This is a genomic window from Azospirillum sp. OGB3 (assembly GCF_014192915.1).
GTDB lineage: Bacteria > Pseudomonadota > Alphaproteobacteria > Azospirillales > Azospirillaceae > Azospirillum.
On sequence record NZ_JACHYN010000002.1, the window covers coordinates 197074 to 219342 of the forward strand.

At 69.8% G+C, this 22269-nt stretch carries 20 protein-coding genes; 5 read left to right on the forward strand and 15 right to left on the reverse strand.

Annotation, left to right across the window (positions count from 1 at the left end; all coding sequences use genetic code 11):
• Positions 1-28: 28 nt before the first annotated feature.
• The gene (locus FHW79_RS04835; protein ID WP_137139176.1) at positions 29-1585 is read left to right on the forward strand and encodes a SpoVR family protein; all 1557 of its coding nucleotides are present in this window, start codon (positions 29-31) and stop codon (positions 1583-1585) included.
• A gap of 164 nt (positions 1586-1749) precedes the next feature.
• Here the strand turns inward: FHW79_RS04835 and FHW79_RS04840 are convergent, their stop codons facing one another.
• The 5 genes from FHW79_RS04840 to FHW79_RS04860 form a co-directional block, all read right to left on the reverse strand.
• Complete coding sequence (locus FHW79_RS04840; RefSeq protein ID WP_183177898.1) at positions 1750-2982, reverse strand: adenylate/guanylate cyclase domain-containing protein; 1233 nt, start codon at positions 2980-2982, stop codon at positions 1750-1752.
• Between the two features lie 43 nt (positions 2983-3025).
• Positions 3026-3553, reverse strand: a complete 528-nt coding sequence (locus FHW79_RS04845; protein ID WP_183177899.1) for a DNA-binding protein — start codon at positions 3551-3553, stop codon at positions 3026-3028.
• A 17-nt stretch (positions 3554-3570) separates the two neighbouring features.
• Positions 3571-6123: an ATP-dependent helicase HrpB gene (gene hrpB, locus FHW79_RS04850; RefSeq protein WP_183177900.1), complete on the reverse strand. Its 2553-nt coding sequence runs from the start codon at positions 6121-6123 to the stop codon at positions 3571-3573.
• An 88-nt stretch (positions 6124-6211) separates the two neighbouring features.
• Positions 6212-7525 carry a nitrate/sulfonate/bicarbonate ABC transporter ATP-binding protein gene (locus FHW79_RS04855; protein WP_183177901.1) on the reverse strand — a complete coding sequence of 438 codons (1314 nt, stop codon included), beginning with the start codon at positions 7523-7525 and terminating at the stop codon, positions 6212-6214.
• A gap of 13 nt (positions 7526-7538) precedes the next feature.
• Positions 7539-9305, reverse strand: coding sequence for an ABC transporter permease subunit (locus tag FHW79_RS04860; protein WP_183177902.1), 1767 nt, complete (start codon positions 9303-9305; stop codon positions 7539-7541).
• Positions 9306-9913: 608 nt separating this feature from the next.
• On the opposite strand from FHW79_RS04860, the gene FHW79_RS04865 reads away from it, so the two are divergent.
• Entirely contained in the window at positions 9914-10384 is a 471-nt protein-coding gene (locus FHW79_RS04865; RefSeq protein ID WP_183177903.1) for a ferritin family protein, read from the forward strand.
• 58 nt (positions 10385-10442) lie between these two features.
• Here the strand turns inward: FHW79_RS04865 and FHW79_RS04870 are convergent, their stop codons facing one another.
• The 4 genes from FHW79_RS04870 to FHW79_RS04885 all read right to left on the reverse strand — a co-directional run bounded on the left by FHW79_RS04870 (position 10443) and on the right by FHW79_RS04885 (position 13464).
• Complete coding sequence (locus tag FHW79_RS04870; protein ID WP_014241290.1) at positions 10443-10655, reverse strand: hypothetical protein; 213 nt, start codon at positions 10653-10655, stop codon at positions 10443-10445.
• Between the two features lie 93 nt (positions 10656-10748).
• The gene (locus FHW79_RS04875) at positions 10749-12008 is read right to left on the reverse strand and encodes a fused response regulator/phosphatase (RefSeq protein WP_183177904.1); all 1260 of its coding nucleotides are present in this window, start codon (positions 12006-12008) and stop codon (positions 10749-10751) included.
• Positions 12009-12027: 19 nt separating this feature from the next.
• Positions 12028-12345 carry an STAS domain-containing protein gene (locus FHW79_RS04880; RefSeq protein WP_247884178.1) on the reverse strand — a complete coding sequence of 106 codons (318 nt, stop codon included), beginning with the start codon at positions 12343-12345 and terminating at the stop codon, positions 12028-12030.
• Positions 12346-12489: 144 nt separating this feature from the next.
• Positions 12490-13464 carry a hypothetical protein gene (locus tag FHW79_RS04885; RefSeq protein ID WP_183177905.1) on the reverse strand — a complete coding sequence of 325 codons (975 nt, stop codon included), beginning with the start codon at positions 13462-13464 and terminating at the stop codon, positions 12490-12492.
• 227 nt (positions 13465-13691) lie between these two features.
• Here FHW79_RS04885 and FHW79_RS04890 point away from each other — a divergent pair, with 227 nt between their 5' ends.
• Positions 13692-14108, forward strand: a complete 417-nt coding sequence (locus FHW79_RS04890; RefSeq protein ID WP_183177906.1) for an HRDC domain-containing protein — start codon at positions 13692-13694, stop codon at positions 14106-14108.
• Between the two features lie 364 nt (positions 14109-14472).
• Here the strand turns inward: FHW79_RS04890 and FHW79_RS04895 are convergent, their stop codons facing one another.
• From FHW79_RS04895 to FHW79_RS04905, 3 genes are all read right to left on the reverse strand, one after another.
• Positions 14473-14901 (reverse strand): NfeD family protein, encoded by a 429-nt coding sequence (locus FHW79_RS04895; RefSeq protein ID WP_183177907.1) that lies wholly within the window; start codon positions 14899-14901, stop codon positions 14473-14475.
• A gap of 31 nt (positions 14902-14932) precedes the next feature.
• Complete coding sequence (locus tag FHW79_RS04900; RefSeq protein ID WP_183177908.1) at positions 14933-15967, reverse strand: SPFH domain-containing protein; 1035 nt, start codon at positions 15965-15967, stop codon at positions 14933-14935.
• Positions 15968-16050: 83 nt separating this feature from the next.
• Entirely contained in the window at positions 16051-17163 is a 1113-nt protein-coding gene (locus tag FHW79_RS04905; protein WP_183177909.1) for an AI-2E family transporter, read from the reverse strand.
• 127 nt (positions 17164-17290) lie between these two features.
• On the opposite strand from FHW79_RS04905, the gene FHW79_RS04910 reads away from it, so the two are divergent.
• Positions 17291-17824 carry a CreA family protein gene (locus tag FHW79_RS04910; RefSeq protein ID WP_183177910.1) on the forward strand — a complete coding sequence of 178 codons (534 nt, stop codon included), beginning with the start codon at positions 17291-17293 and terminating at the stop codon, positions 17822-17824.
• Positions 17825-18140: 316 nt separating this feature from the next.
• On the opposite strand, the gene FHW79_RS04915 is transcribed toward FHW79_RS04910, so the two are convergent.
• Both FHW79_RS04915 and FHW79_RS04920 read right to left on the reverse strand, forming a co-directional pair.
• A complete protein-coding gene (locus tag FHW79_RS04915; protein WP_183177911.1) occupies positions 18141-19202 on the reverse strand; it encodes an AbrB family transcriptional regulator in 1062 nt (353 codons plus the stop codon).
• 19 nt (positions 19203-19221) lie between these two features.
• A complete protein-coding gene (locus tag FHW79_RS04920; RefSeq protein WP_247884179.1) occupies positions 19222-20172 on the reverse strand; it encodes a succinylglutamate desuccinylase/aspartoacylase family protein in 951 nt (316 codons plus the stop codon).
• Between the two features lie 256 nt (positions 20173-20428).
• Here FHW79_RS04920 and FHW79_RS04925 point away from each other — a divergent pair, with 256 nt between their 5' ends.
• A complete protein-coding gene (locus FHW79_RS04925; protein ID WP_183177913.1) occupies positions 20429-21295 on the forward strand; it encodes an N-formylglutamate amidohydrolase in 867 nt (288 codons plus the stop codon).
• A gap of 24 nt (positions 21296-21319) precedes the next feature.
• On the opposite strand, the gene FHW79_RS04930 is transcribed toward FHW79_RS04925, so the two are convergent.
• On the reverse strand, positions 21320-22174 hold the full coding sequence (locus tag FHW79_RS04930; protein ID WP_183177914.1) for an NAD kinase: 855 nt from the start codon (positions 22172-22174) through the stop codon (positions 21320-21322).
• Positions 22175-22269 lie beyond the last annotated feature (95 nt).

Here is a 22269-nt window from a genome sequence, read left to right on the forward strand (position 1 = left end):
CCCCGCAGAGTTTGAGAGGATGTGAGGCATGACCGCTGTGATCGACAAGCCCGACAGCCTGCTCTACGACGGGGCGGACTGGGATTACGACAAGATCAAGCGCGTCTACGACGCCATCGAGGACATCGCCCTCAAGGACATGGGCCTCAGCGTCTATCCCAACCAGATCGAGGTCATCACCGCCGAGCAGATGCTCGACGCCTATTCGTCCATCGGCATGCCGCTGATGTACAAGCACTGGTCCTTCGGCAAGCATTTCGCCCGCGACGAGATGCTCTACCGCAAGGGCTACCGCGGCCTCGCCTACGAGATCGTCATCAATTCCAGCCCCTGCATCAGCTACATCATGGAAGAAAACACCATGACGATGCAGACGTTGGTGATCGCCCACGCCGCCTTCGGCCACAACCACTTCTTCAAGAACAACCAGCTTTTCCAGCAGTGGACGGACGCCGAGGGCATTCTCGACTATCTGGAATTCGCCAAGTCCTACATCGCCCAGTGCGAGGACCGCTACGGCCACCATGCCGTGGAGCGGGTGCTCGACGCCGCCCACGCTCTGATGAACCAGGGCGTGCACAAGTATCCGAAGAAGCGCAGCCTCGACCTGCGGCTGGAGCAGAAGCGCGAGCGGGAGCGGCAGGAGTACCAGGAGCAGACCTTCAACGACCTGTGGCGCACCGTGCCCAAGGTCGCCGTCGGCGGCAACCGCCCGTCCAAGTCGGTGTCGGAGCGCAAGAAGCTGCTTGGCCTGCCGGAAGAGAACCTGCTCTATTTCCTGGAGAAGAAGGCGCCGCGGCTGGAGCATTGGCAGCGCGAGATCCTCCGCATCGTCCGCCACATGGCGCAGTATTTCTACCCGCAGAAGCAGACCAAGTTGATGAACGAGGGGTGTGCGACCTACACCCACTACACCATCCTGAACGAGATGCATCGGCGCGGGATGATCAGCGAAGGCGCGATGCTGGAGTTCCTGCATTCGCACACCTCGGTGGTGTTCCAGCCGGAGTTCGACGACCAGCGCTTCTCGGGCATCAACCCCTACGCGCTGGGCTTCGCGATGATGCAGGACATCCAGCGCATCGCCGAGACCCCGACGGACGAGGACCGCTACTGGTTCCCCGACCTCGCCGGGCGGGGCGACGGCATGGGCGCGCTGCGCGACGCCTGGGCCAACTTCCGCGACGAGAGCTTCGTGCTTCAGTATCTCAGCCCGCACCTGATGCGGAAGTTCAAGATGTTCAGCGTGCGCGACGACGCGGAAGACCCCTATCTGCTGGTCGAGAACATCCACAACGAGCGCGGCTACCGCGGCATCCGCAAGCTGCTGGCGCGGCAGTACGACCTGGGCTTCCTGGAGCCGGACATCCAGATCGTCGACGTCGATCTGGCCGGCGACCGCAAGCTGATCCTGCACCACCGCGTGACCAACGGCGTGCTGCTGGACGAGAGCGACGCCAAGGCCGTGCTGCGCCACATCGCCAACCTGTGGGGCTACGAGGTCCAGCTCGTCGAGGTGTCGGCCCTGTCCGACGCCATCCTGAAAGAGCACGCGGTCACCGCGCCCAGCGGCATCGGGGGATGATGGGGGGCGTTTTTGCCCCCACCCCGGCCCTCCCCCGCTTTCGCAGGGGAGGGAGATAATCGCAGGACGGCGGCAGTCCCCTCCCCTTCGGCAGCTCTCGCGCAAACCAAAGGTTTGCGCTGACGCGGCAGGCGGACCTTTGGTCCGCCGAGAGCGGGGGAGGGTTAGGGTGGGGGCGCCGCCTCCGGGTCCAGCGTGTACAGCTCCTGCGGCCGGCCCACCCCACGCAGCAGGTAGCGCCCGACCGAGATCAGCCGCTCCCGGCATTCCGGCGCGGATTCGGTGAAGGCGGAGGACAGCAGGATGTCCTGGTCGAGCGACCGGCACATGGCGGCGATGCGGCTGGCCTCGTTCACCGCGGGTCCGACGACGGTGAAGTCCAGCCGGTCGACCCCGCCGATGTTGCCGTAAAACACCTTTCCCTGATGCAGGCCGAGATAGAAGCGCGTCACCGGCAGACCGGCGGCGGAGCGGCGGCTGTTCAGCTCCTTGCAGCGCTCCCGCGCCTCCTCCGCCGCGTCGAGGGCGGCGCGGCAGGCGTCCTCGGCGCTGGAACGGTCGAAGACGGCCAGGATGCCGTCGCCGATGAATTTCAGCACCTGCCCGTGGTGCCGGTGGATGGCCGTCACCACCAGCTCCGCGTAATCGTTCAGCAGCGGCAGGATGGTTTCCGGGGCGGCGGTGTCAGTGATTCGGGTGAAGCCCTGAAGGTCGCTGAACCACAGCACGGCGTCCAGCTCCTCCGCGACGCCGCGGCGGATGTGACCGCGCAGCACGCGGTGGCCGGCGTCCCGCCCCAAATAGGTCTCGGCCAGCGTGTTGGCGATGTGCGCCATGGCGTGGCCGCGCAGCGCCAGCGCCAGACTGCCGGTGAGGGTGAGCAGGGCGTCGCGCTGGGCGTCGCTGAAGCCGTCGGGATGGTGCGACACCCAGGAGGAGAAGATGCAGTCCAGCTCCCCGATGGCGGCGCGGGGGCCCAGGCGGTTGACGATGGCCATGTAGTCGGTGGCGCCCTGCGCCCGCAGCTCGTCGACGATCGGGAACTCGCCGCCCTCCGTGCCGTCGGCCAGCCGCAGGCGCAGCATCGTCTCGCCGGAGGTGTAGAGCCGGTGGAAGGGGCTGCGCAGCCATTTCTCGTCGATGTCGGGATCGCTGCCGTCGCCGCCATACTCGGTCCGGCGCACCTCGGCGGCGTTGCGCCCGCTGCTGTCCCAGGTGACGACATGGCCGGCGATGGTCGGGTGCAGCGTGTCCGCCCCGACCACCGTCCGGGTCAGCGGCACGCCCGCCGCGACCAGCCGCTCGCAGAAGCCGCCGATGAGGTCTGTCTCCGGCACCCCCCGCAGCCCGGCCTCCGCGATCCAGCGGCTGAGGTCGAGAATCCCTTGCGCATCCATGCCCGCCATCCTGCCACAGGTCGTCTTGTCCGGGAACGGAGGGTCAGCGGCGGGACAGGGCGTCCGCGATGAAGGCCGTGACCGTTCCGAAGTCCCCGGTTGACCGCAATTCGGCGGGCATGGCCTGAAAGTCAAGCTCCGGTCCGAAACCGATCATAGGCTTTCCGAAGCGCAGGGCGAGCCGCACCTCGTCGAGCGTCCCGTGGCGGCCCGGCAGGACGACGACCACGTCGCTGGTCAGGATGTTGACGTGGTTGCGGCTCAGCTCCGTCGGTGGCGCGCCGGCCGGCTTGCGCGCGAAGGGCGTCAGGATGGGCAGGTCGATGTAGGGGTTGGGGTAGCCGGGCAGGAGCGCATGGCCGCGGATCGGGTCGGGTTCGGACGGCAGGATGCCGATGGAGCGGCCCCGCCGCCCCGGCGTGCCGTGAAAGGCCCGCGCGGCCGACCGCATCACCCCGCCGCCGCCGCCGGTCAGCAGGTCGTGCCCGGCCCCGGCGATCCAAGCGCCGAGCGGCTCGGCGTAGTCCGCCCATTCCTCCTGCCCCGACCCCATCACCCCGATGATCGCCATATCCATCCGCCTCCCTGTTACCGTCCGCGTGGTTTCGCCCGCGCCGTGGGTTCGGCCTCCAGCGGGTTGTCGGGCCAATAATGCTTGGGATACTGCCCTTTGAGGTCCGCCTTCACCGCCTTGTAGGCGTTGGCCCAGAAGCTGGCGAGGTCGCGCGTCACCTGCACCGGGCGGCGGGCCGGGGACAGCAGGTGCAGCAGCAGCGGCACCCGGCCGCCGGCGATGCGCGGCGTCTCGGCCAGCCCGAACATCTCCTGCAGCCGGACGGCCAGCACCGGCTCGTCCCCGCTATAGTCGATGGGGATGCGGGAGCCGCTGGGCACCTCGACATGGGTCGGCGCCTCCTTGTCGAGCCGCTGCTGCATCGCCCAGGGCAGCAACCCGCGCAGCGCGTTGCCCAGCTCCACCCGGTCGAGATGGGCGCGGCGCGAGGCGCCGTTCAGGAAGGGGGCCAGCCAGTCCTCCATCGTCTCCAGCAGGGCGGCGTCGGAGACGTCCGGCCACTCCTCGCCCTCCCTGCGGCGCAGGAACAGGACGCGCGTCTGCCACTTGCGCAGCTCGTCGCTCCAGGGCAGGGCGGTCAGCCCCATCTCCCGGATGCCCTCCAGCATGGCGGCGGCGATGGCCTCGGCGGGCGGGTTGGCCAGTCGCTTGTCCTCCAGCGCCAGGGCGAACAGCATGCGGCGGCGGCGGGCCAGGACCGTTTGCTCCCGCCCATCCCAGGCGACCACGATCTCGTTGCGGATGTGCTCGGCGAAGGCCTCCTCCAGCTCCGCCAGGGTGAGCGGGGCGGCCAGGAAGATGCGCGATTCGCGGGCGGCGCCGTCCAGGTCGGCGACGGCCAGCCAGTCCTGGGCGCTCAGCGGCTCGGCGTCCTGGAAATAGGCGCCGCGCCCGTTGGAGAGCCGGTACTGGGCGGCGGCCCCGCCTGCGCTGCCGCCCATGCCACCTCCGGATCGGCGCTGGCCGATGCGGTCGGGATAGGCGAGGGCGACCAACAGGCCGGTGGCGCCGAGGTCGCCTCCTCCTCCCTTCACGCCCAACTGCCGCTTCCAGTTGCGGGCCTGCTTCAGCGCCTGCTGGGCGCCGCCGCGCTCCACGGTCAGGCCGCGCCCGGCACCGCGCACCCGGCCCTCATCGTCCAGCCCGCGCAGCAACTCCACGCGCAGCCGCAGGTCGGCGTCGCGGAAACCGGGCTGGGCGCGGACGATGTCGCGCTCGCCGAGCAGGGCGGCGACCTCGCAGGCCAGCGCGCCCAGCCCCATCGCCTTGCCCTTCAGCATCATGTGGGCCAGCCGAGGGTGCACGCCGAAGCCGGCCATGCGGCGGCCATGGGCGGTGATGCCGCCGCCGGCATCCAGCGCCCCCAGCTCGCGCAGCAGCTCCCGCGCCTGGGCCATGGCGGCGGCGGGCGGCGGGTCGAGCCACGCCAGCGACGCCGGGTCGGACACGCCCCATACCGCCAGCTCCAGCGCCAGCGGGGCGAGGTCGGCGTCCATGATCTCCGGCGGGGTGAAGGCGGCCAGCGCCTTGTGCGACGGCTCCGGCCACAGGCGGTAGCAGACGCCGGGCTCCAGCCGGCCGGCGCGGCCCCGCCGCTGCTCCGCCGAGGCCTGGGAGACCTTGGCGGTGACCAGCCGCGTCATGCCGCTGCGCGGGTCGAAGCGGGGGACGCGCATCAGCCCGCCGTCCACGACGATGCGGATGCCTTCGATGGTCAGGCTGGTCTCGGCGATCGGGGTGGCGAGCACGATCTTGCGCGTTCCCGGCGGGCTGGGCGCGATGGCGCGGTCCTGGGCGTCCGCCGTCAGGTCGCCGTAGAGCGGGGCGATCACCGTGCCGGGGCCGAGGTCGGCGCTTTCCAGAAGGCTCTGCACCCGCCGGATCTCCCCGGCGCCGGGCAGGAAGACCAGCGCGTTGCCGCTCTCCTCGCGCAGGGCACGGCGGACGGCGGCGGCCACGGCGTCCTCAATGCGGGTTCCGGCGGCGGGAGCGTCGAGGTGGCGGGTCTCCACCGGGAAGGCCCGGCCCTCGCTGGTCACCATCGGGGCGTCGCCCAGCAGGGCGGCGACCGGGCCGCCGTCCAGCGTCGCCGACATCACCACCAGCCGCAGGTCGTCGCGCAGCGCGCCGCGCGCCTCCTGCACCAGGGCCAGCGCCAGATCGCTGTCGATGCCGCGCTCGTGGAACTCGTCGAACAGCACGGCGCCCACCGCCGGCAGTTCGGGGTCCTCCTGAAGCTGGCGCAGGAACAGGCCGTCGGTCACCACCTCGATCCGGGTCTTCGGCCCGACCTTGGTGTCCAGCCGCACGCGGTAGCCGACCGTCTCGCCGACACTTTCCCCCAGCATCGCGGCCATCCGGCGGGCGGCGGCGCGGGCGGCCAGCCGCCGCGGCTCCAGCACGATCACCTTGCGCCCGGCCAGCCAGGGCCGGTCGAGCAGGGCCAACGGCACGCGGGTGGTCTTGCCCGCCCCCGGCGGCGCCTGGAGCACCGCCACGCCGCGCCCGTCCAGCGCGGCCAGCAGCTCGGGAAGCACGGGATCGATGGGAAGGGGCGGAATGCTCATGAATTCTGTGAACCGGTGGAGAGGGGCGCCGCCCGTGTTCCTGGCAGCGGCGGGCGCCCTGGTCAAGCCTTCCGCCGGGATGCCCCGGCTATTCGGCCTCCTCCCGGCAGAAGACCCCGGCCTCGGTGTCGTGGGTGAACAGCTCGGCGTAGCGGGCCCAGCTGGTCACGGCGTTCAGCGTCTCCTCGGCGTAGTCCTCGCTCATGAAGGCCCCCAGTTCGCGGGCGAACGGGGCGTAGGGAACACGGTGGTCGGGACGCTCCGCCAGGGCGGCGTCGATGTGCGCGGCGAGCGGCACGAAATGGACAAGATGCTCGGCGAACAGCGCCTTGCGGTCGTCCGTCCCGGCCTCGGCGAACAGGTGGCCCGGTTCGGTCAGCCGGATGTCGCCCTCCGCCACCTCGGCGAATCCCAGCATCTGGAGCGTCTCGGCGATGGGGAAGAGGTCGTCGATCTCGTGCCGCAGCGCCGCCGCGAGGTGCGGCAGGTCCGCCCTGCCCTGGTAGGGCGGGGCGGCCAGCGTCTCCATCAGGCCGGACAGCCGGTTGGTCGAGACCTGCTGGAGCGGTTCGGCGTAGACCGGCCTTGGGCGCCCGGCCGGCGTTCCCGGAGTTCCCGCCGCGGTCAGCGGCTTGCGCGCGGTCATCCGGCCATAGATGTCGTCGACCAGATCGCGGAAGTCCGGGGCCAGCCGGTTGCGCGGGTGCGGGATGTCCACCCGGATCTCCGCCGCGACGCGGCCCGGGTTGGAGGCGAAGACCAGGATGCGGTCGCACATCAGCACCGCCTCCTCGATGTTGTGGGTGACCATCAGGATCGAGCGGGTCGGCAGCTTGCGCTCCATCCACAGGTCGAGCAGGTCGGTGCGCAGCGTCTCCGCCGTCAGCACGTCGAGCGCCGAGAAGGGCTCGTCCATCAGCAGGATTTCCGGATGGACGACCAGCGCGCGGGCGAAGCCGACGCGCTGGCGCATCCCGCCGGACAGCTCCTTGGGGTAGGCGCTCTCGAAGCCCGACAGGCCGATCAGGTCGATGGCCTCCTCGGCGCGCGCCGCCGCCTCGTCGCGGGGGACGCGCAACGCCTTCAGCCCGGCCAGCACATTCTCCTCGACGGTCAGCCAGGGGAACAGCGCGAAGGACTGGAACACCATCGCCACCCCGTCGGTCGGCCCGGCCACCGGCGCGCCGTGGTGCAGGACCCGGCCGGAGGTCGGCTGGGCCAGCCCGGCGACGATGCGCAGCAGCGTGGACTTGCCCGAGCCGGAGCGGCCGAGCAGCCCGACGATCTCGCCGTCGCGCAGCGTCAGGTCCACGCCGTCGAGCACGACATACGGCGGGCCGGACGGCTTGCGGTAGGCCTGCCGGACGCCGTGGAGTTCGAAGAGGGCGGTGGTTTGCGTCATGGTACGGCCTCCGTCAGGCAAGGCGCAGGCGGCGTTCGGCGTAGCCGTAGAGCGGACGCCAGAGCAGCCGGTTGAGCAGGGTGACGAACAGGGACATCACGGCGATGCCGAGCACGATGCGCGGGTAGTCGCCCGCCGCGGTCGCCTGGGCGATGTAGCTGCCCAGCCCGTGGGCGGTGACCTCGGCGTCACCCCAGCGCACCGCCTCGGCGACGATGCTGGCGTTCCACGAGCCGCCCGCCGCGGTCACCGCACCGGTCAGGTAATAGGGGAAGACGCCGGGCAGCATGACCTCGCGCCACCATTGCCAGCCGCGAATGCGGAAGCTGGAGGCCGCTTCCTTGAGGTCGCCGGGGAAGGCGGCGGTCCCGGCGACGACGTTGAACAGGATGTACCACTGCGTGCCCAGGATCATCAGCGGGCTGAGCCAGACGTCCGGGTTCAGGTCGAAGCGCAGGATGGTGAGGACGGCGACCGGGAACAGCAGGTTGGCCGGGAAGGCCGCCAGGAACTGCGCCAGCGGCTGGACCGCCTCGGCGAGGCGTGGGCGCAGCCCGATCAGCACGCCGAGCGGCACCCAGACGAGCGAGGCGATGGCGATCAGCACCACGACCCGCAGCAGCGTCGCCGCCCCGAGCAGCAGCGCGGTCCCGACGTCGCCCCAGCCGGCCCCGCCGGCGATGAAGCTCACCAGGGTCCAGCCCAGGGCGAGCGCCGCCGCGGCGACGACCGCGTACAACACCCGGTCGAGCGTGCGCTCAAGCGCTGGGGAAGGCGGGCTGGCGACCCGGCGCCGCAGGGCCGGGGGCAGGGCTGCGGCGAGAGAGGAGAAGGGCGACAGGCGCAGCCACGTCACCCGGCCGAGCAGCGCCTCGACCGGGGCCAGCAGCGCGCGGCAGACGCGGGTGCGCTGGAACAGCCGCAGCACCCAGGACTCGGGCGCCTCCTGCGCGCCGGTCTGCTCGAAGCGGAACTTGTCGGCCCAGGCGACCAGCGGGCGGAACAGGAACTGGTCGTAGAGCAGGATGACCGCCAGCATCGCCAGCACCGCCCAGCCGACGGCGCCGAGATTCTTCTGCGCGATGGCCTCGGCCAGATAGGAGCCGATGCCGGGCAGCGTGACGGTGTGGTCGCCGACGGTGATCGCCTCCGACGCGACGACAAAGAACCAGCCGCCGGACATCGACATCATCATGTTCCAGACCAGCCCCGGCATGGCGAAGGGCGCCTCCAGCCGCCAGAAGCGCTGCCAGCCGGAGAAGCGGAAGCTGGTCGCCGCCTCGTCCAGGTCGCGCGGCACCGAGCGCAGCGACTGGTAGACGCTGAAGGTCATGTTCCAGGCTTGGCTGGTGAAGATGGCGAAGATCGCCGCGCATTCGGCGCCCAGCACGCTGCTGGGGAACAGCGACAGGAAGAAGACCACGGTGAAGGAGATGTAGCCGAGCACCGGCACCGACTGGAGCACGTCCAGCACGGGGATCAGCACCAAGCCGGCCCGGCGGCTCTTGGCCGCCAGCGTGGCGTAGGTGAAGGTGAACAGCAGCGAGGCCGCCATCGCCGCCAGCATGCGCAGCGTCGAGCGCAGCGCGTAGTCCGGCAGGTTCCAGGGGTCGAGCGAGACGGCCGGCGTGTCGAGGCTCGCCAGTGGTGCTGTCATCTGGTGACCGCCGACGGCGGCCAGGGCGAGCAGGCCGACGACCAGCGGCAGGGCCACGAGGTCCCAGCGATTGGGCGTGGCGGTCGCCGTCTTCACGGAAACGCTTGTCTGGGTCCAGACCATGGCCCCTCCATCCTGCGGCCGGATCGGAGCCCGGTCGCGTTCGGCATGCGCAATCGGCGTGTGCAGGCGCCTGACGCCGTGCGGCGTCGGGTGGGCGTCAAAGGGGGAGGATGGCGGTCAGCCCGGCGCTGGCGGCGGCAAGGGCGCGCGGAGCGGCATCGGGATGGTGATGGAAGACGTCACCATGGTTCACCTGTGCGGCTGTCGGCATCGCGGCCGGCCGTGGCGAACCTGCGGAAAGGTCAGCCCAGGATCGGCAGAGTACCGAAGATTGGTCGGGGTCGACGACTGTGGCTGTCCATCTCTTGCTTTCTCGGCGCGGGACCGGACCGCACGTCCGGACGCCAGCCAATCATGCGGTGACGTTGGTGCTGATCTATTCCTGGAATTGAAGCCGGTCAAGCGCGTGGCGGCGTTTCTTGGCGATCATTGCAGAGGTTTCATCTTTCCCGCCCCGCGATGCCGGCGGGGGAGGAGCGCAGCCCCTGCGGGCGTGTCAAAGTGTCGCAGAAGCCCGCAACCGGCCAGCGATCCGAGAACCTTTCGCAACAAGGCGTTATGGTTCAAATAACCACAATCCATTTGTGACTTAACGATCTCGGGACCCTATGGCCAACATTCACGACCCCGCCCTGTTCCTCGCCCACGCCTGCGCGCTGGAGGAGGACGCCGCCAACCGTTTCGCCGACCTGTCGGAGGCCATGAAGACCTACGGCAACGCGGACGTCGCGGCCTTCTTCGCAAAGATGGCCGAGTTCTCGCGCCTGCATCTGGCGGACGCCCGCAAGCGCTCCGCCTTCCGTGACGTGCCGGTGCTCGCCCCGGGAGACTTCCAGTGGCCGGACGACGAGAGCCCGGAAGCGGCCTCCATGGAAGGCTCGCACTATCTGATGACGGTGGATTACGCGCTGGAACTGGCGCTCGACAGCGAAAAGCGCGGGCACGCCTTCTACGCCGACGTGGCGGCCTCCACCACGGACCCGGAGGTCCGCATGATGGCTGAGGAATTCGCCTCCGAAGAGGCGGAGCATGTGGCGGAACTGGAGCGCTGGATCGAGCGCTTCCCCAAGAAGGGATAAAGGCCGTTTCCCGCGGTTTCCGCCCTTGCGGGAACCGCGGGAAGGGCGAACGAGCGCCTTACTTGGACAGGTCGGCGTAGTCGTACTCGTACTTCTTGTCCGCCGGCTTGAAGGTCTTGAAGGCGGCGATGACGTCGTCCACCGACACGCCCGCCGGCACGTTGAGAATCTCGTACACGACCGAGCTGCCGCTGGTCGGGCCAACGTCGGCGTTGCGGTGAGCCTGGGAAATCAGGCCCTCGCCGGCCTTCTTGATCATGATCGAAGCCATATCCGTTCCGTCTCCTGTTACACGTCGCCCGACGCTGCAATATCCATAACTCGAATAAGGGTATGGGGCCAATGGATAAATTGCTGCGGCGCGTCAGCGGCGGGTGATCCAGAGCGCGGTGACGTCGTCGTTCAGGTGTTCGCCATGGATCGCGGCGTGACGGGCCATCAGGGCGGGCAGGGGGCGGTCGGGGGCCTCCGCCGCCGCGCGCTCGGCCAGACGGAGCAGGCCGTCCTCGCCCAGCATGGCGCCGTCGGCGCCCCGGGCTTCGCTCAGCCCGTCGGAGTAGAGGAACAGGCTGTCGCCACGCCGCAACGGCACGCGGCGGTTCGTGTAGGCCGAGTTCGGGAAGGCGCCGAGGAGCGGGCCGGAGGCGTCCAGCGGCTGGATGCCGAAGTTGGTCATCAGGAGAGGGCTGGGCGACGCGGCGGCGGCGTAGAGCAGCGTGTCGTCGGTGCGGTCGATCACCCCGTAGAAGGCGGTGGCGAACTGGCCCAGCGGCAGGATCTCGCAGAGCCGCCCGTTCAGTTGGCGCAGCAGGCTGGCGGGATCCCGCATCTCCTCCGGCGGGGTGCGGGTCAGCAGCGTGTGCAGGCGGAAGGCGTTGATCGCCGCGGCGATGCCGTGGCCCGACAGATCGGCGGCGAAGACCCCGACGCGGCTCCCGTCGAACGCGAAGACCGTCCAGAAATCGCCGCCGATCTCTTCCGAAGCGCGGAAGACCGACTCCACCGCCAGCCTGTTCCGCTCGGCGAGGGCGGCCAACTCCGCCGTTTCCGGCACCAGGGCGAGCTGCATGGCGCGGGCCTGCCGCAGGTCGCGCTCCACCCGCTCGTGGAAGGCGCGCAGCTCCTGCACCATCGACCGGCGCTCCAGATGGTAGCGCACGCGGGCGATGCATTCGCCGGGGTTGATCGGCTTGGCGATCAGGTCGGTCGCGCCGGCGCTGAAGCAGACCGTCCTCATCTGATCGGAGTGCAGCGCGCTCTGCATGAGAATCGGCAGGTCGCGCCAGCGCGGATCGCCGCGCAGGCTTCGGCAGACGCCGATGCCGTCCATCCGCGGCATGGCCGCGTCGAGCAGCAGCAGGTCGGGGGCGAAGCTCTCCAACCGCTCCATCACCTCCTCCGCCGAGGCGGCGAAGGCGACCTGGGTGATGCCGGCCCATTGCAGGAAGCGGGTCAGCGTCCGGCGGTTGAAGGCGCTGTCGTCGGCGATCAGCACCCGGCAGCCGCCGAGCGGGATGCCCAGCTCCATCCCGTAGACCGACGCGCCGGCGCCGGGGCGGGCGGGGCGAGGCGGGGTGTCCCCGTCGGTGTCGGGCGGCGCCGCCATGGCGCGGGCGTGGCCCATCGCGTCCGTTCCCGCCGCGTCAGTCGGCGATGTTGAACATGGTGTGGAACTTGGCGATCGTGATCAGGCGCCGCACCTCGTCGCGGGCGCCGCGGAGCGCGAAGTCCAGGTTGCGCCGCTGCGCGGTGTCGCGGGCGATGATGAACATGCCGAGGCCGGAGGAATCGACGAAGTCGAGCCGCGACAGGTCGAAGACCACGCGGTGGCCCGCCGGGCGCTCGAAGGTGGCGATGACGTCGCGGAAGGTGTCGTGGTCGGCAAAGGTCATGCGCCCGCTCAGCACGATCTCGGTGCTGGCCGGGGCCTCGCGGACGGAGAAATCCATGGCGGCGCTCATCTGTGGTTCACCCGTGGCCGAAGAGAGGCGCGATCCCCGCCGGTTGGACCAGCGGGGACGCGGGCGCATTCTAGGGCCCCGGGAATTGCACTTTGATGACGCTGCCGTGTCGGCATTAGGTAATCCGGCCGGAATGGGCGGACTTTATTGCAGCGCGGCCTCTTCCACCCTTGGATGTGACAGGCGTTCGGCGATTCCGCCGGCCAGCCATGCCGAATAGGCATCGCGGCCCTCCGGTGCAAGCATGCCGCTCCGGCAGAAGGTCATCGTTTTGCGCGCCGAGTCGGGCAAACGCCACAGCGGCAGGTCCGCCTGCCCGCGCAGCCGGTCAAGCGCCGCCGGGCGGTAGCCGTTCCCCGCGCCGTACAGCTTTTCCTCCACCGCCGCCGGGCGGGGCGGAAGCAGCAGGGCGATCCCGACCCCGGCGGCGCGCGCCTGATCGGCGAAGCGGCGCACCCGCTCGAAGGCCGGCGAGTCGTCGTTCATCCGGACGGCGGTCTCGCGGGCCTCCACCCAGCGGTCGGCGGCGGTGGCGGTCCAGCCCTGTGGACCGACGGCGTGGCACGGTTTGGCGTATTGCAGGGCGCTCTGGTCCGGCAGGTAGGAGCGGCCGAGCATCGCCACCTCGGTCAGGTGCGCGCCGTAGCGGCGCAGGCCGGCAACGTCGCCGCGCTCCGCGAAGAGCAGGTCGGCGTCCAGCAGAACCAGCGCCGGCTTCAGCTTCAACACGTCGCCGAACAGTGGCTCGAAGTCCTCGATGCGGGCGTGGTCGTGGACGATGCGCAGGAAATGCAGGCTTTCCACCCCGTGCCTGGCCGCCAGCGCGGCCATGCCCGGCTCGTCCAGGGTGGCGTGGCGCAGCGCCGCGTCGCCCAGCGCCACCACGATGGTCGGGGACAGGTCCCGCGCCGCCCGCTCGGCCGTGGCGGCGATGCGGTTGCTGTTGTACCAGGCGAAGGGCCGGTCGTGGAGGCTGTAGCCGGTCCAGAAGGCCCCCGCCGTCCCGGCCGCGAACAGGGCGGGGATCACCGCCAGCAGGGTGATCCACAACCGCCGCGGCTTGGCTTGCGGTCCGGTCCGGTCCGTCCGGTGCTCTTGCGGTTCAACAGGCCCGGTCATGGTCCCTCTGCTCCCTCCCAGCGGTGCGCCCAGCGATGCACGGTGTCCGGTGACTCCAACACTTCGGAAGGGGGCCGGGTCCCGCGCACCGCGCCGCTTTCCACCGTGTTTTTCGCCATCACCTCCTATGACGAAGGGCGCAGCGCTCGGGATCGTGCCGGAGTAGCCGGGTGCCGGCTCTTTCGTGTAGTCTTGCGCAAAAGCCGAGGCACGCATCGAGGACGAGGATGAGCACTGAAATCCGCACCTTCATGATCCCCGACGCGAGCGCGGACGAGGCGCAGGGGCACCTGTCCTCCTTCCTGCGAACGGTCGAGGTGCAGCGCATCGACACCGCCTACGCCGACGGTGCCTGGCGTGTTCTCGTTCTTTACAAAGATCTGAAGCGCAAGGAGGAATCCTTGCAGATCGAGGCCGCGATCAACGCCGCCCTCAACGGTTGGCGGGACCGCAGGGCGGCCGGTGAAGGGCTGCCGCGCGACGCCATACTGGCGGACGAGCTGGTGCCGGAAATCGCCCGCTTCGCTCCCACGACGGAGCGCGAGCTGTCCATCATCGTCGGTGCCCGCGACCTCGACGTCAGCCATTACGGCGGAGAGATCGTGCAGGTCGTCCGGGCGACCCTGGATGAGCTGATCGACTGAGTCGTCGGCTCTGCGGAAGAGCATAGGCGCAGGGGCCTAAGGACCGACTCCGCTGTGCTGAAAGAGAAGCCGGACCCGCCGTAAGCCCGATTCCAGACGCGTCCATGCTGTGCCAGCATACCGGTGTAATTTGCGGCAATGCAGCATGGCGGGGGCCATGGACGGGACATCCGGATCGAGAGGCGGCGCTCCCGATTACCGCGCGATGGCGCGGGAGCTGGAAGCCTTCAGCCGTCAGGCGGCGGAACGTGCGGCGGCCACCGGCGACGGCAGCATGGACGCCTTGGCGCAGCGGCTGGGGCGCCACGCCGAAGAGATCCGGCACGACCTCGCCGAAGCTTCGACGCGCCGCTTCGGCTGGCGCCTAGGCCTTCTCGACCTTCAGCAAGGTGCCCTCGGCGCCGACGATGCGGACACGGGTTCCGGCGGGGAGATCGGGTCCCTCGACGGTCCAAAGCCCGTCGCCGATCTGCGCCCGGCCCCGCCCGTTGACGATGGGGCCGTCCAGCGTGTGCAGCGTCCCGATGTATTGCGCCGTCCGGCGGTTCAGATGCGGCGTGTGCGTCGTATGCGCTGACCCGCGGGACAGGAAGCGGGTTCCCGCCAGCGCGGCGATGGCGAGCAGGGCGAACAGCAGGCCCTGATGTTCCCACGGCAGGGACGGCCAGAGCAGAAGCACCACGCCGACCAGCGCGGCGGCGGCGCCCAGCCAGAGGAAGGCCGCCCCCGGCGCCACCGTCTCCAGCGCGCCCAGCAGCACCGCCAGAACCCACCAGTGCCAGAACTCGATCATCGCGGATCCGCTTTCGGAATTTCCTCCAATCCTACGACTCCGGCAGCGTCGGCGCATCGCTCCTGTTCGGCTCGCCACGATTCCAGGGGCTGCGCGAAGACGTCGGCGGGGTGGCCGTTCCGGAGGGCGCCGGTTGATTCGGGGGGCGGTTCGGGAAGGCTTCGCGGGCGATCTCGGCGATGCCGCCGATGGCGCCGATCACGTTGGCGGCCTCCAGCGGCATGAACAGCACCTTCTGGTTCGGCGCGGCGGCCACCGCGGTCAGGGCGTCCATATAGCGCTGGGCGACGAAGTAGTTGATGGCCTGGGCGCTGCCCCCGGCGATGGCGTCGGAGACCAGCCGGGTGGCCTCGGCCTCGGCCTGGGCGGAGCGCTCGCGCGCTTCGGCGTCGCGGAAGGCGGCCTCGCGCCGGCCCTCGGCCTGGAGGATGGCGGCCTGCTTGGCGCCCTCCGCGCGCAGGATGGCCGCCTGGCGCTGCCCCTCCGCCTCCAGGATGGAGGCGCGGCGGTCGCGCTCCGCCTTCATCTGGCGGGCCATGCTGTCCACGAGATCGCGCGGCGGCTGGATGTCGCGGATTTCGATGCGTGTCACCTTGACGCCCCACGGGCTGGTCGCCTCGTCCACCACGCCGAGCAGGCGGGCGTTGATCTGGTCGCGCTGGGACAGCAATTCGTCCAGGTCCATCGAGCCCATGACCGTGCGGGTGTTGGTCATGGTCAGGTTGAGGATCGCCAGTTCCAGGTTGTTGACCTCGTAAGACGCCTTGGCGGCATCGATCACCTGGAAGAAGACGACGCCGTCCGCCGTGACCATGGCGTTGTCGCGGGTGATGACCTCCTGCGAGGGCACGTCGAGCACCGTCTCCATCATGCTTTGCTTGCGCCCGATGCGGTCGACCAGCGGCAGCAGCAGATGCAGGCCGGGCTGGAGCGTGCGGGTGTAGCGGCCGAACCGCTCCACCGTCCATTCCTGGCCCTGCGGCACGGTCCGCACGCCCAGCAGAACCAGCGCCAGCGCGAAGATCAGAAGCGCGATGACGAAGAGCGTCAAGCCGCTGACCACCATCACCCCACCTCCATCCGGTCGTTTTCTCCCTTGGACCATGCCATGGCGGGGCTGCCCCGGCCAGAGCTAGAGCGGTCAGAGCGTCAGCCCAGCAGGGCGCCGACCGGCTTCAGCGGCTCGTGCGCGTCGAACAGGATCTTCAGGATCGCCAGGATGGGCACCGCCAGCAGCGCGCCGGGAATGCCCCACATCCAGCCCCAGAACAGGATGGACACGAACACCGCGATGGGGTTGAGCGCGAGCCGCCGCCCGACGATCATCGGGGTCAGGAAGTTGCCCTCCATCATAGTCAGCGCCACGAAGGTCAGCGGCGGCCCGAAGATGTGCACACCCCCGTCGAAGGTGAGCGCCGACACCAGGAACAGCACCGCCGTCATCACCGCCGGCCCGATGAAGGGGACGTAGTTGATGAGTCCGGCGAGCGTCCCCCACAGCGCCGCGTTGGGCACACCCCACAGCCACATCGCCAGCGTCGTCGCAAGGCCGAGGCCGATGTTGATGACCGTGATGGTCGCCAGATAGGCGGCGATGTTCTGCTGCACCGTGGCGGCGACCATGGCGTAATGCACGCGGTCGTCCACGTCGCGCATCGTGCCGATCAGCGCCTCCAGGCTTTGCCGGCCGCGGGCCAGGAAGAAATAGAGCAGCACCTGGAGGATCACCACGTTGGCGATCACCGCTTCCGCCTGATGAAGCACCTGCTCGGCCAGCGACGGGCCGCGCACCACCACCTCCCGCGCAGCGCCGTTGCGGTCAGAGGCCATCTGCTCGATCTGGCGGGAGGCCTCGCGGGCGCGGTCGATCCCCTCGCGGATGTCGCCCAGCTTGAACTCCAGCTCGTGGACCACGCGGGGCATCCGGTTGACCCATTCGGTGGCTGGGGTCGCCAGCGTGAAGATGGCTCCCAGCCCGGCGCCGAACACCGTGATCACCACCACCGCCGCGCCCAGCGCCTCCGGCAGGCCGAGCCGGTAGAGGCCGCGCACGCAGGGCCGCAGCAGAAGGCTGAGGATCAGCGCCAGCATGATCGGCAGCAGGACATCGCGCCCGAAATACAGCGTGAACAGCAGCGCGATGACGAACAGCCCCACCACCGCCACCCGCACCGGGTCGCGGGGGTTCCGGGCCGGTGGCAGGGGCTCGGTCACCGGCTCCGGCGGCGGGGTCAGGGGCGGATCGATGGTGCGGTCGCTCATCGGGGGCAGGCACTCCGGGAGTAGCGGGCCGGGGGGCGCTTGACGGCGCCGGACCCCCGCCCGATTTAGGGGTATTCCAGGACCGCGCCCACGCGGCCCCGCTTCGCGATGACCGGAGTTCCACGAGATGCGCAGCCCGTTCCCTTCGATAAACATCCGCCGCGGCCTGATGGTCCTGGCGCTATCCGTGCTGCCACCGATGGCTGCCTCCACCGCTGCTTTGGCCGAGGACCCCGTCGTCGGGCGCTTCTCCAACGACTGGACCGGCAACGGGCTTCAGGTGCAGGCGATCGAGGACCCGAAGGTAAAAGGCATCACCTGCCATCTGGTGGATTTCGACCGCAGCGTGCTCGACCGGCTGACCAAGGGGAACTGGTTCGAGGACCCGTCCAACGCCTCCATCGCCTGCCGGCGCACCGGGCCGCTGGTGATCGGCGACATCGAACTGTCGCAGAAGGGCGAGGAGGTCTTTTCCGAGCGCAAGAGCCTGGTCTTCAAGTCCATCGCCATCCGCCGCATCTACGACCGGGTGAACGACACGCTGATCTACGTCGTCTACAGCCGGCAGGTGAAGGACGCCTCGGCAAAGATGGCCATCTCCAGCGTGCCGCTGATCGACACGAACCCCCAATGGGAAAAGGGCAAACCCCCCGTGAAGTGATCGGAGGAAATGATCGGATGGCTTGCAATCGGGCGGGTGCGGAGCCATCATCAGGCTTGGGAGGCAGAGGCTCCTATCCCCCGCCTCCCGGCCCGATCACTGCCGGTTCAGAAGGTCAAGGATCGCCTTGACGATCTGGAGCAGCAGGATCAGGAGACCGAGGATTTCCTTCGTCCTCCGAGCCTCCTTGTTGAGCGGCGGGGTGGTGGCCACCCACCACCCGTCCGCGCCTCCACCTCACACGGCGTGAGGGCTGGGCGCAACGGAAACTCCACGCATGCGTGTGCGACGGATTGGCTGCCCCAAGGGTGATTCGTCAGGTCTTGCCGCGGCGGGACCGCCACTTGCGCCACAGCAGATAGAAGCCGGGCGCCAGCGTCACGATCAGGATGATGCGCACCATGTGGTGGGTGGCGACCAGGGCCACGTCGATGTTCAGCGCCAGCGCGACCAGCGTCATCTCGGCCAGCCCACCCGGCGCGAAGGCGAGAATCAGCGCGGCGAGTCCCAGCCCCGTCGCCTCGTCAACCATCCAGGCCGCCGCCGTGGTGACCAGCAGCATCAGCCCGGTGAGGCCCAGCGCGGTCAGCCCGTCGCGCCCGATCCGGCGGATGTTCAGCCCGGTGAAGCGGCAGCCCAGCGACGCCCCGATCACCACCTGGGCCGCGGCGACCAGAACGCCCGGCGGCTTGCCCTCGGTCAGCCCGGCGAGGTGGATCGCGGCGGACAGCAGCATCGGCCCGACGATCTGGGCGGCGGGAATGCGCAGCAGCTTCGCCAGGGGATAGCCCAGCGCGCAGGCGGACAGCAGCGCCACGTCCAGCGGGGCGAGCGACAGCAGGGGCGGGCCGAGTGTGCCGCGCCGCGCCGGGTCGTACAGCCCCAGCGCCTGGAAGGCGAAGGGGATGACCAGCACCACCAGCATCACCCGCAGCGCGTGGGACAGCGCCATGGTCCGGCTGTCGCCGCCCATCTGGGTGCCGACCATCACCATCTCGTTCAGCCCGCCGGGGGTGGCGGTGAAGAAGGCGGTCGGCGGGTCCAGCCGGGCCCCGCGGCGCAGGTATTGGACCCCCAGTGTGGTCGCCAGCACGAGATAGACGGCCAGTGCGCTCAGCGACAGGCTCCATTCGCCGAGCCGCCCCAGGATGTCCGGGGTGAAGCCGCTGCCCAGCATCACGCCGAGGATCATGATCATGGCGTTGCGCAGCGGTTTCGGCACATGCAGCGCGACTCCGGCCATGGCGGCGACGGTGGTCACGGTCATGGCGCCGATCATCCAGGCCAGCGGCAGATGGAAATAACTGAACAGCGCGCCCCCCGCCGTCCCCAGCGCGAGGGCGAGCGCGAAGGGCCGCAGCCCGGGTCCGATGCTCATGCCGCTCGTTGTGTCCGGTTCAAGGAACGATCCGCCCCAGCCGGACGGCGGTCTGCCCGGATTTGGGGCGCCGCGCCGGCATGATCAGCACGCAGTCGTCGTAAGGCGTCACGACCGGGCGGTCGCCATCGTGGCCGAGGACCGTTCCGGCGCGGGGAATGATCTCCATTCCGACATAGGGCTCGTCGAAGAAGAATTCGTCGGTCTCCGCGGTCACCGCCTCGGTCACCTCGACGGTGCGCAGCGGATCGGGGTGGCGGCGAATGTGGCGATCGGCCAGCGATGGGTCGATCATCTCCTGGGCGAGCAGGAAGCGCATCGCGCTTTCCAGGGCGACCAGCGCCGTCTCGTTCCGCCAGTGCTGGCCGCATTCGACCAGAATGGCGGTGCGTTGCCCGTCCGCCGCGGCGAAGTCCGCGTAGTCGATCACCCGTTTCCCCGCCGCATGCCCCTCGTCCGCGACGATCCAGGCCGGGAAGCCGAGCCGGCGGGCCAGGGCGCGGGCGCGCGCGGTCCGCCCGCACAGCGTCAGGGGCGGGGTGTCCGCCGTCATGGAATGCAGGTCGAGGATGACGTCCGCGGCGTCGAACACCGGTCGGAGCTGCCGGGCGCGGCGCAATTCCACGCTGTCGCGCGGGCCGTCCAGCACCTCCGGCGACCAGACGCGGTTCATGTCCTCGTCGACGAAGCGGGACGCGTAGGGGCGCTCGGCGTCGAAGCTCTGATAGGCGGCGGTGTTGGCGAAGACCAGCGTCAGCCGCCCGCGGGTGGGGCGGACGCCCAACCGGAAGAGCCGGTCCATCGCCACCGCCCCGCCGATCTCGTTGCCGTGGATCAGCGACACGATGACGGCGTGAGGGCCGGGGCACCCGGACTCCAGCGTCGTGACATGGTCGATGCCTGTGTTGCCACGACGGTAGGGGCCGATGTCCGGCGGCGTCAATTCGATTGGTGGCAGGGATTCGGTCAAGCGGATATCGCCTTTGCGGGTCTGGCCGGTGCCGGGCGCTGTCGCTGAATGGTCAGTATGGCGGAGAGTACGGCGCTGCGCCAGCCCCGCCATTTCCCCGCTTCATCATGTCCTTTGCCTTACTGGTGTATGACGGTTTTTGGTCGACGGGCACCCGGTCATCGTCTATACCCGAATCCATCCGCCGCAGCGCCGCGCTATGCCATCCGGGCAGGCGCCGCGGTTGGCCGGAGCCGTTGGTACACCGGGGTCAGCCATGAGTTTCGTGATCGAGGACGTGCTCGTCCGCAACGATCCGATCGTCCCGCGTCTGCCGGTGTTCTTCGATTCACCGCACAGCGGCACGGTCTATCCGCGCGACTTCGCCTTCGTCTGCCCTTTGCCGACCTTGCGGCAGGCCGAGGACACCCACGTGGACGAGCTGTTCGCCCACGCACCCGAGCATGGCGCGACCCTCCTCTGTGCTTTGTTCCCGCGCACCTACATCGACGCGAACCGGGCCATCGACGACATCGACCCGGCGCTTCTCGACGGGCGCTGGCCCGAACCGCTGCGCCCGACGGAGAAGAGCGCCGCCGGCATGGGGCTGATCCGCACGCTGTGCCGTCCGGGGATGCCCCTCTACGACGGGCGGCTGTCGGTGGCCGAGGTGGCTGAGCGCATCGACCGCTACTACCGGCCCTATCATTTCCAGGTCGCCAGCGTGATGGACGATCTGGCCGCCCGGTTCGGCGCCGTCTGGCACATCGACTGCCATTCGATGCCCTCCGCGGTCGGGCCGGGAGCGGCGCACAAGCTGGGCATGGATTTCGTGCTGGGCGACCGCGACGGCACCACCTGCGAGCCGGAATTCACCGCCCTGGTCGAGCGGGTGCTGACCGGGCTCGGCTACAAGGTCACGCGGAACCATCCCTTCAAGGGGGTCGAACTGGTGTCCCGCCATTCCGACCCGGCGCGGGGCCGCCATTCCCTCCAGCTCGAAATCAACCGCCGCCTCTACATGAACGAGGAGACGCTGGAGCGGAACCAGGGCTTCGCCCGGCTCCAGACCGACCTGACCACGCTGACCCGCCGCATCTGCGCCCACGCGCAAGCCAACACCGAGCGCCGCGCCGCCGAGTAAGGGCCGGGCCGGGAAGGGGCGCGGTTACGGCGAGAACTGCTCCTTCAGGATCCGCTCCTCGAAATTCAGCTCCGGGTCGAACAGCAGGGTCAGCGCGACGTCGCGCGCTTCTTCCACATCGACGCGGATGACCTCGCGCACCTCGGTCGAGTCGGCCACGGCGCTGACCGGGCGTTTGACCTCCTCCAGGATGTCCACGGTGATCTTGGAGCTGTGCGGCAGCAGCGCGCCGCGCCAGCGCCGCGGCCGGAAGGAGCTGATGGGGGTCAGCGCCAGCACCCCGGCGCCCAGTGGGATGATCGGGCCGTGGGCCGACAGGTTGTAGGCGGTGCTGCCGGCGGGGGTGGCGACCAGCACGCCGTCGCAGATCAGTTCCGGCAGGCGGACGACGCCGTCCACGGTGATGCGGAGCTTCGAGGCCTGCCGCGTCTCGCGCAGCATCGAGACCTCGTTGATGCCCAGCGCCTCGATCTGCTCGCCGTTGCACCGGGTGGCCCTCATGCGCAGGGGGTGCAGCTTGACGCTCTGGGCGCTGGCCAGCCGTTCGGCCAGTTCGTCCTCGCGAAAGACGTTCAGCAGGAAGCCGACCGACCCCCGGTTCATGCCATAGACCGGTGGCGGGTTCTGCCCGTCGCGCTTCAGCGCGCGGTGCAGCGTCTCCAAAAGGAAACCGTCGCCGCCCAGCGCCACGATGACGTCGGCGTCCTCCAGCGGCGCGTTGCCGTAGCGGTGGACCAGCCGGGTGCGCGCCCGCATCGCCTCTTCCGTGTTCGCCGCGCAGAAGGCGATGCGGAGGTCGGCGGGCTTGCGGGCCGAGGAATCGGGCGCCAGCGGGTCCAGGGTCGGATCGGCGGGCAGCTTGGCGGCGGTTTCGGTCATGTCACGGGGACCATAGCGCAGGATGCCCGGTTGCAGAAGGCCGCTTCGGTCGAGGAGGCGCGCGCCGGTCTCGGGCGCACGGCCACACGCAGCCC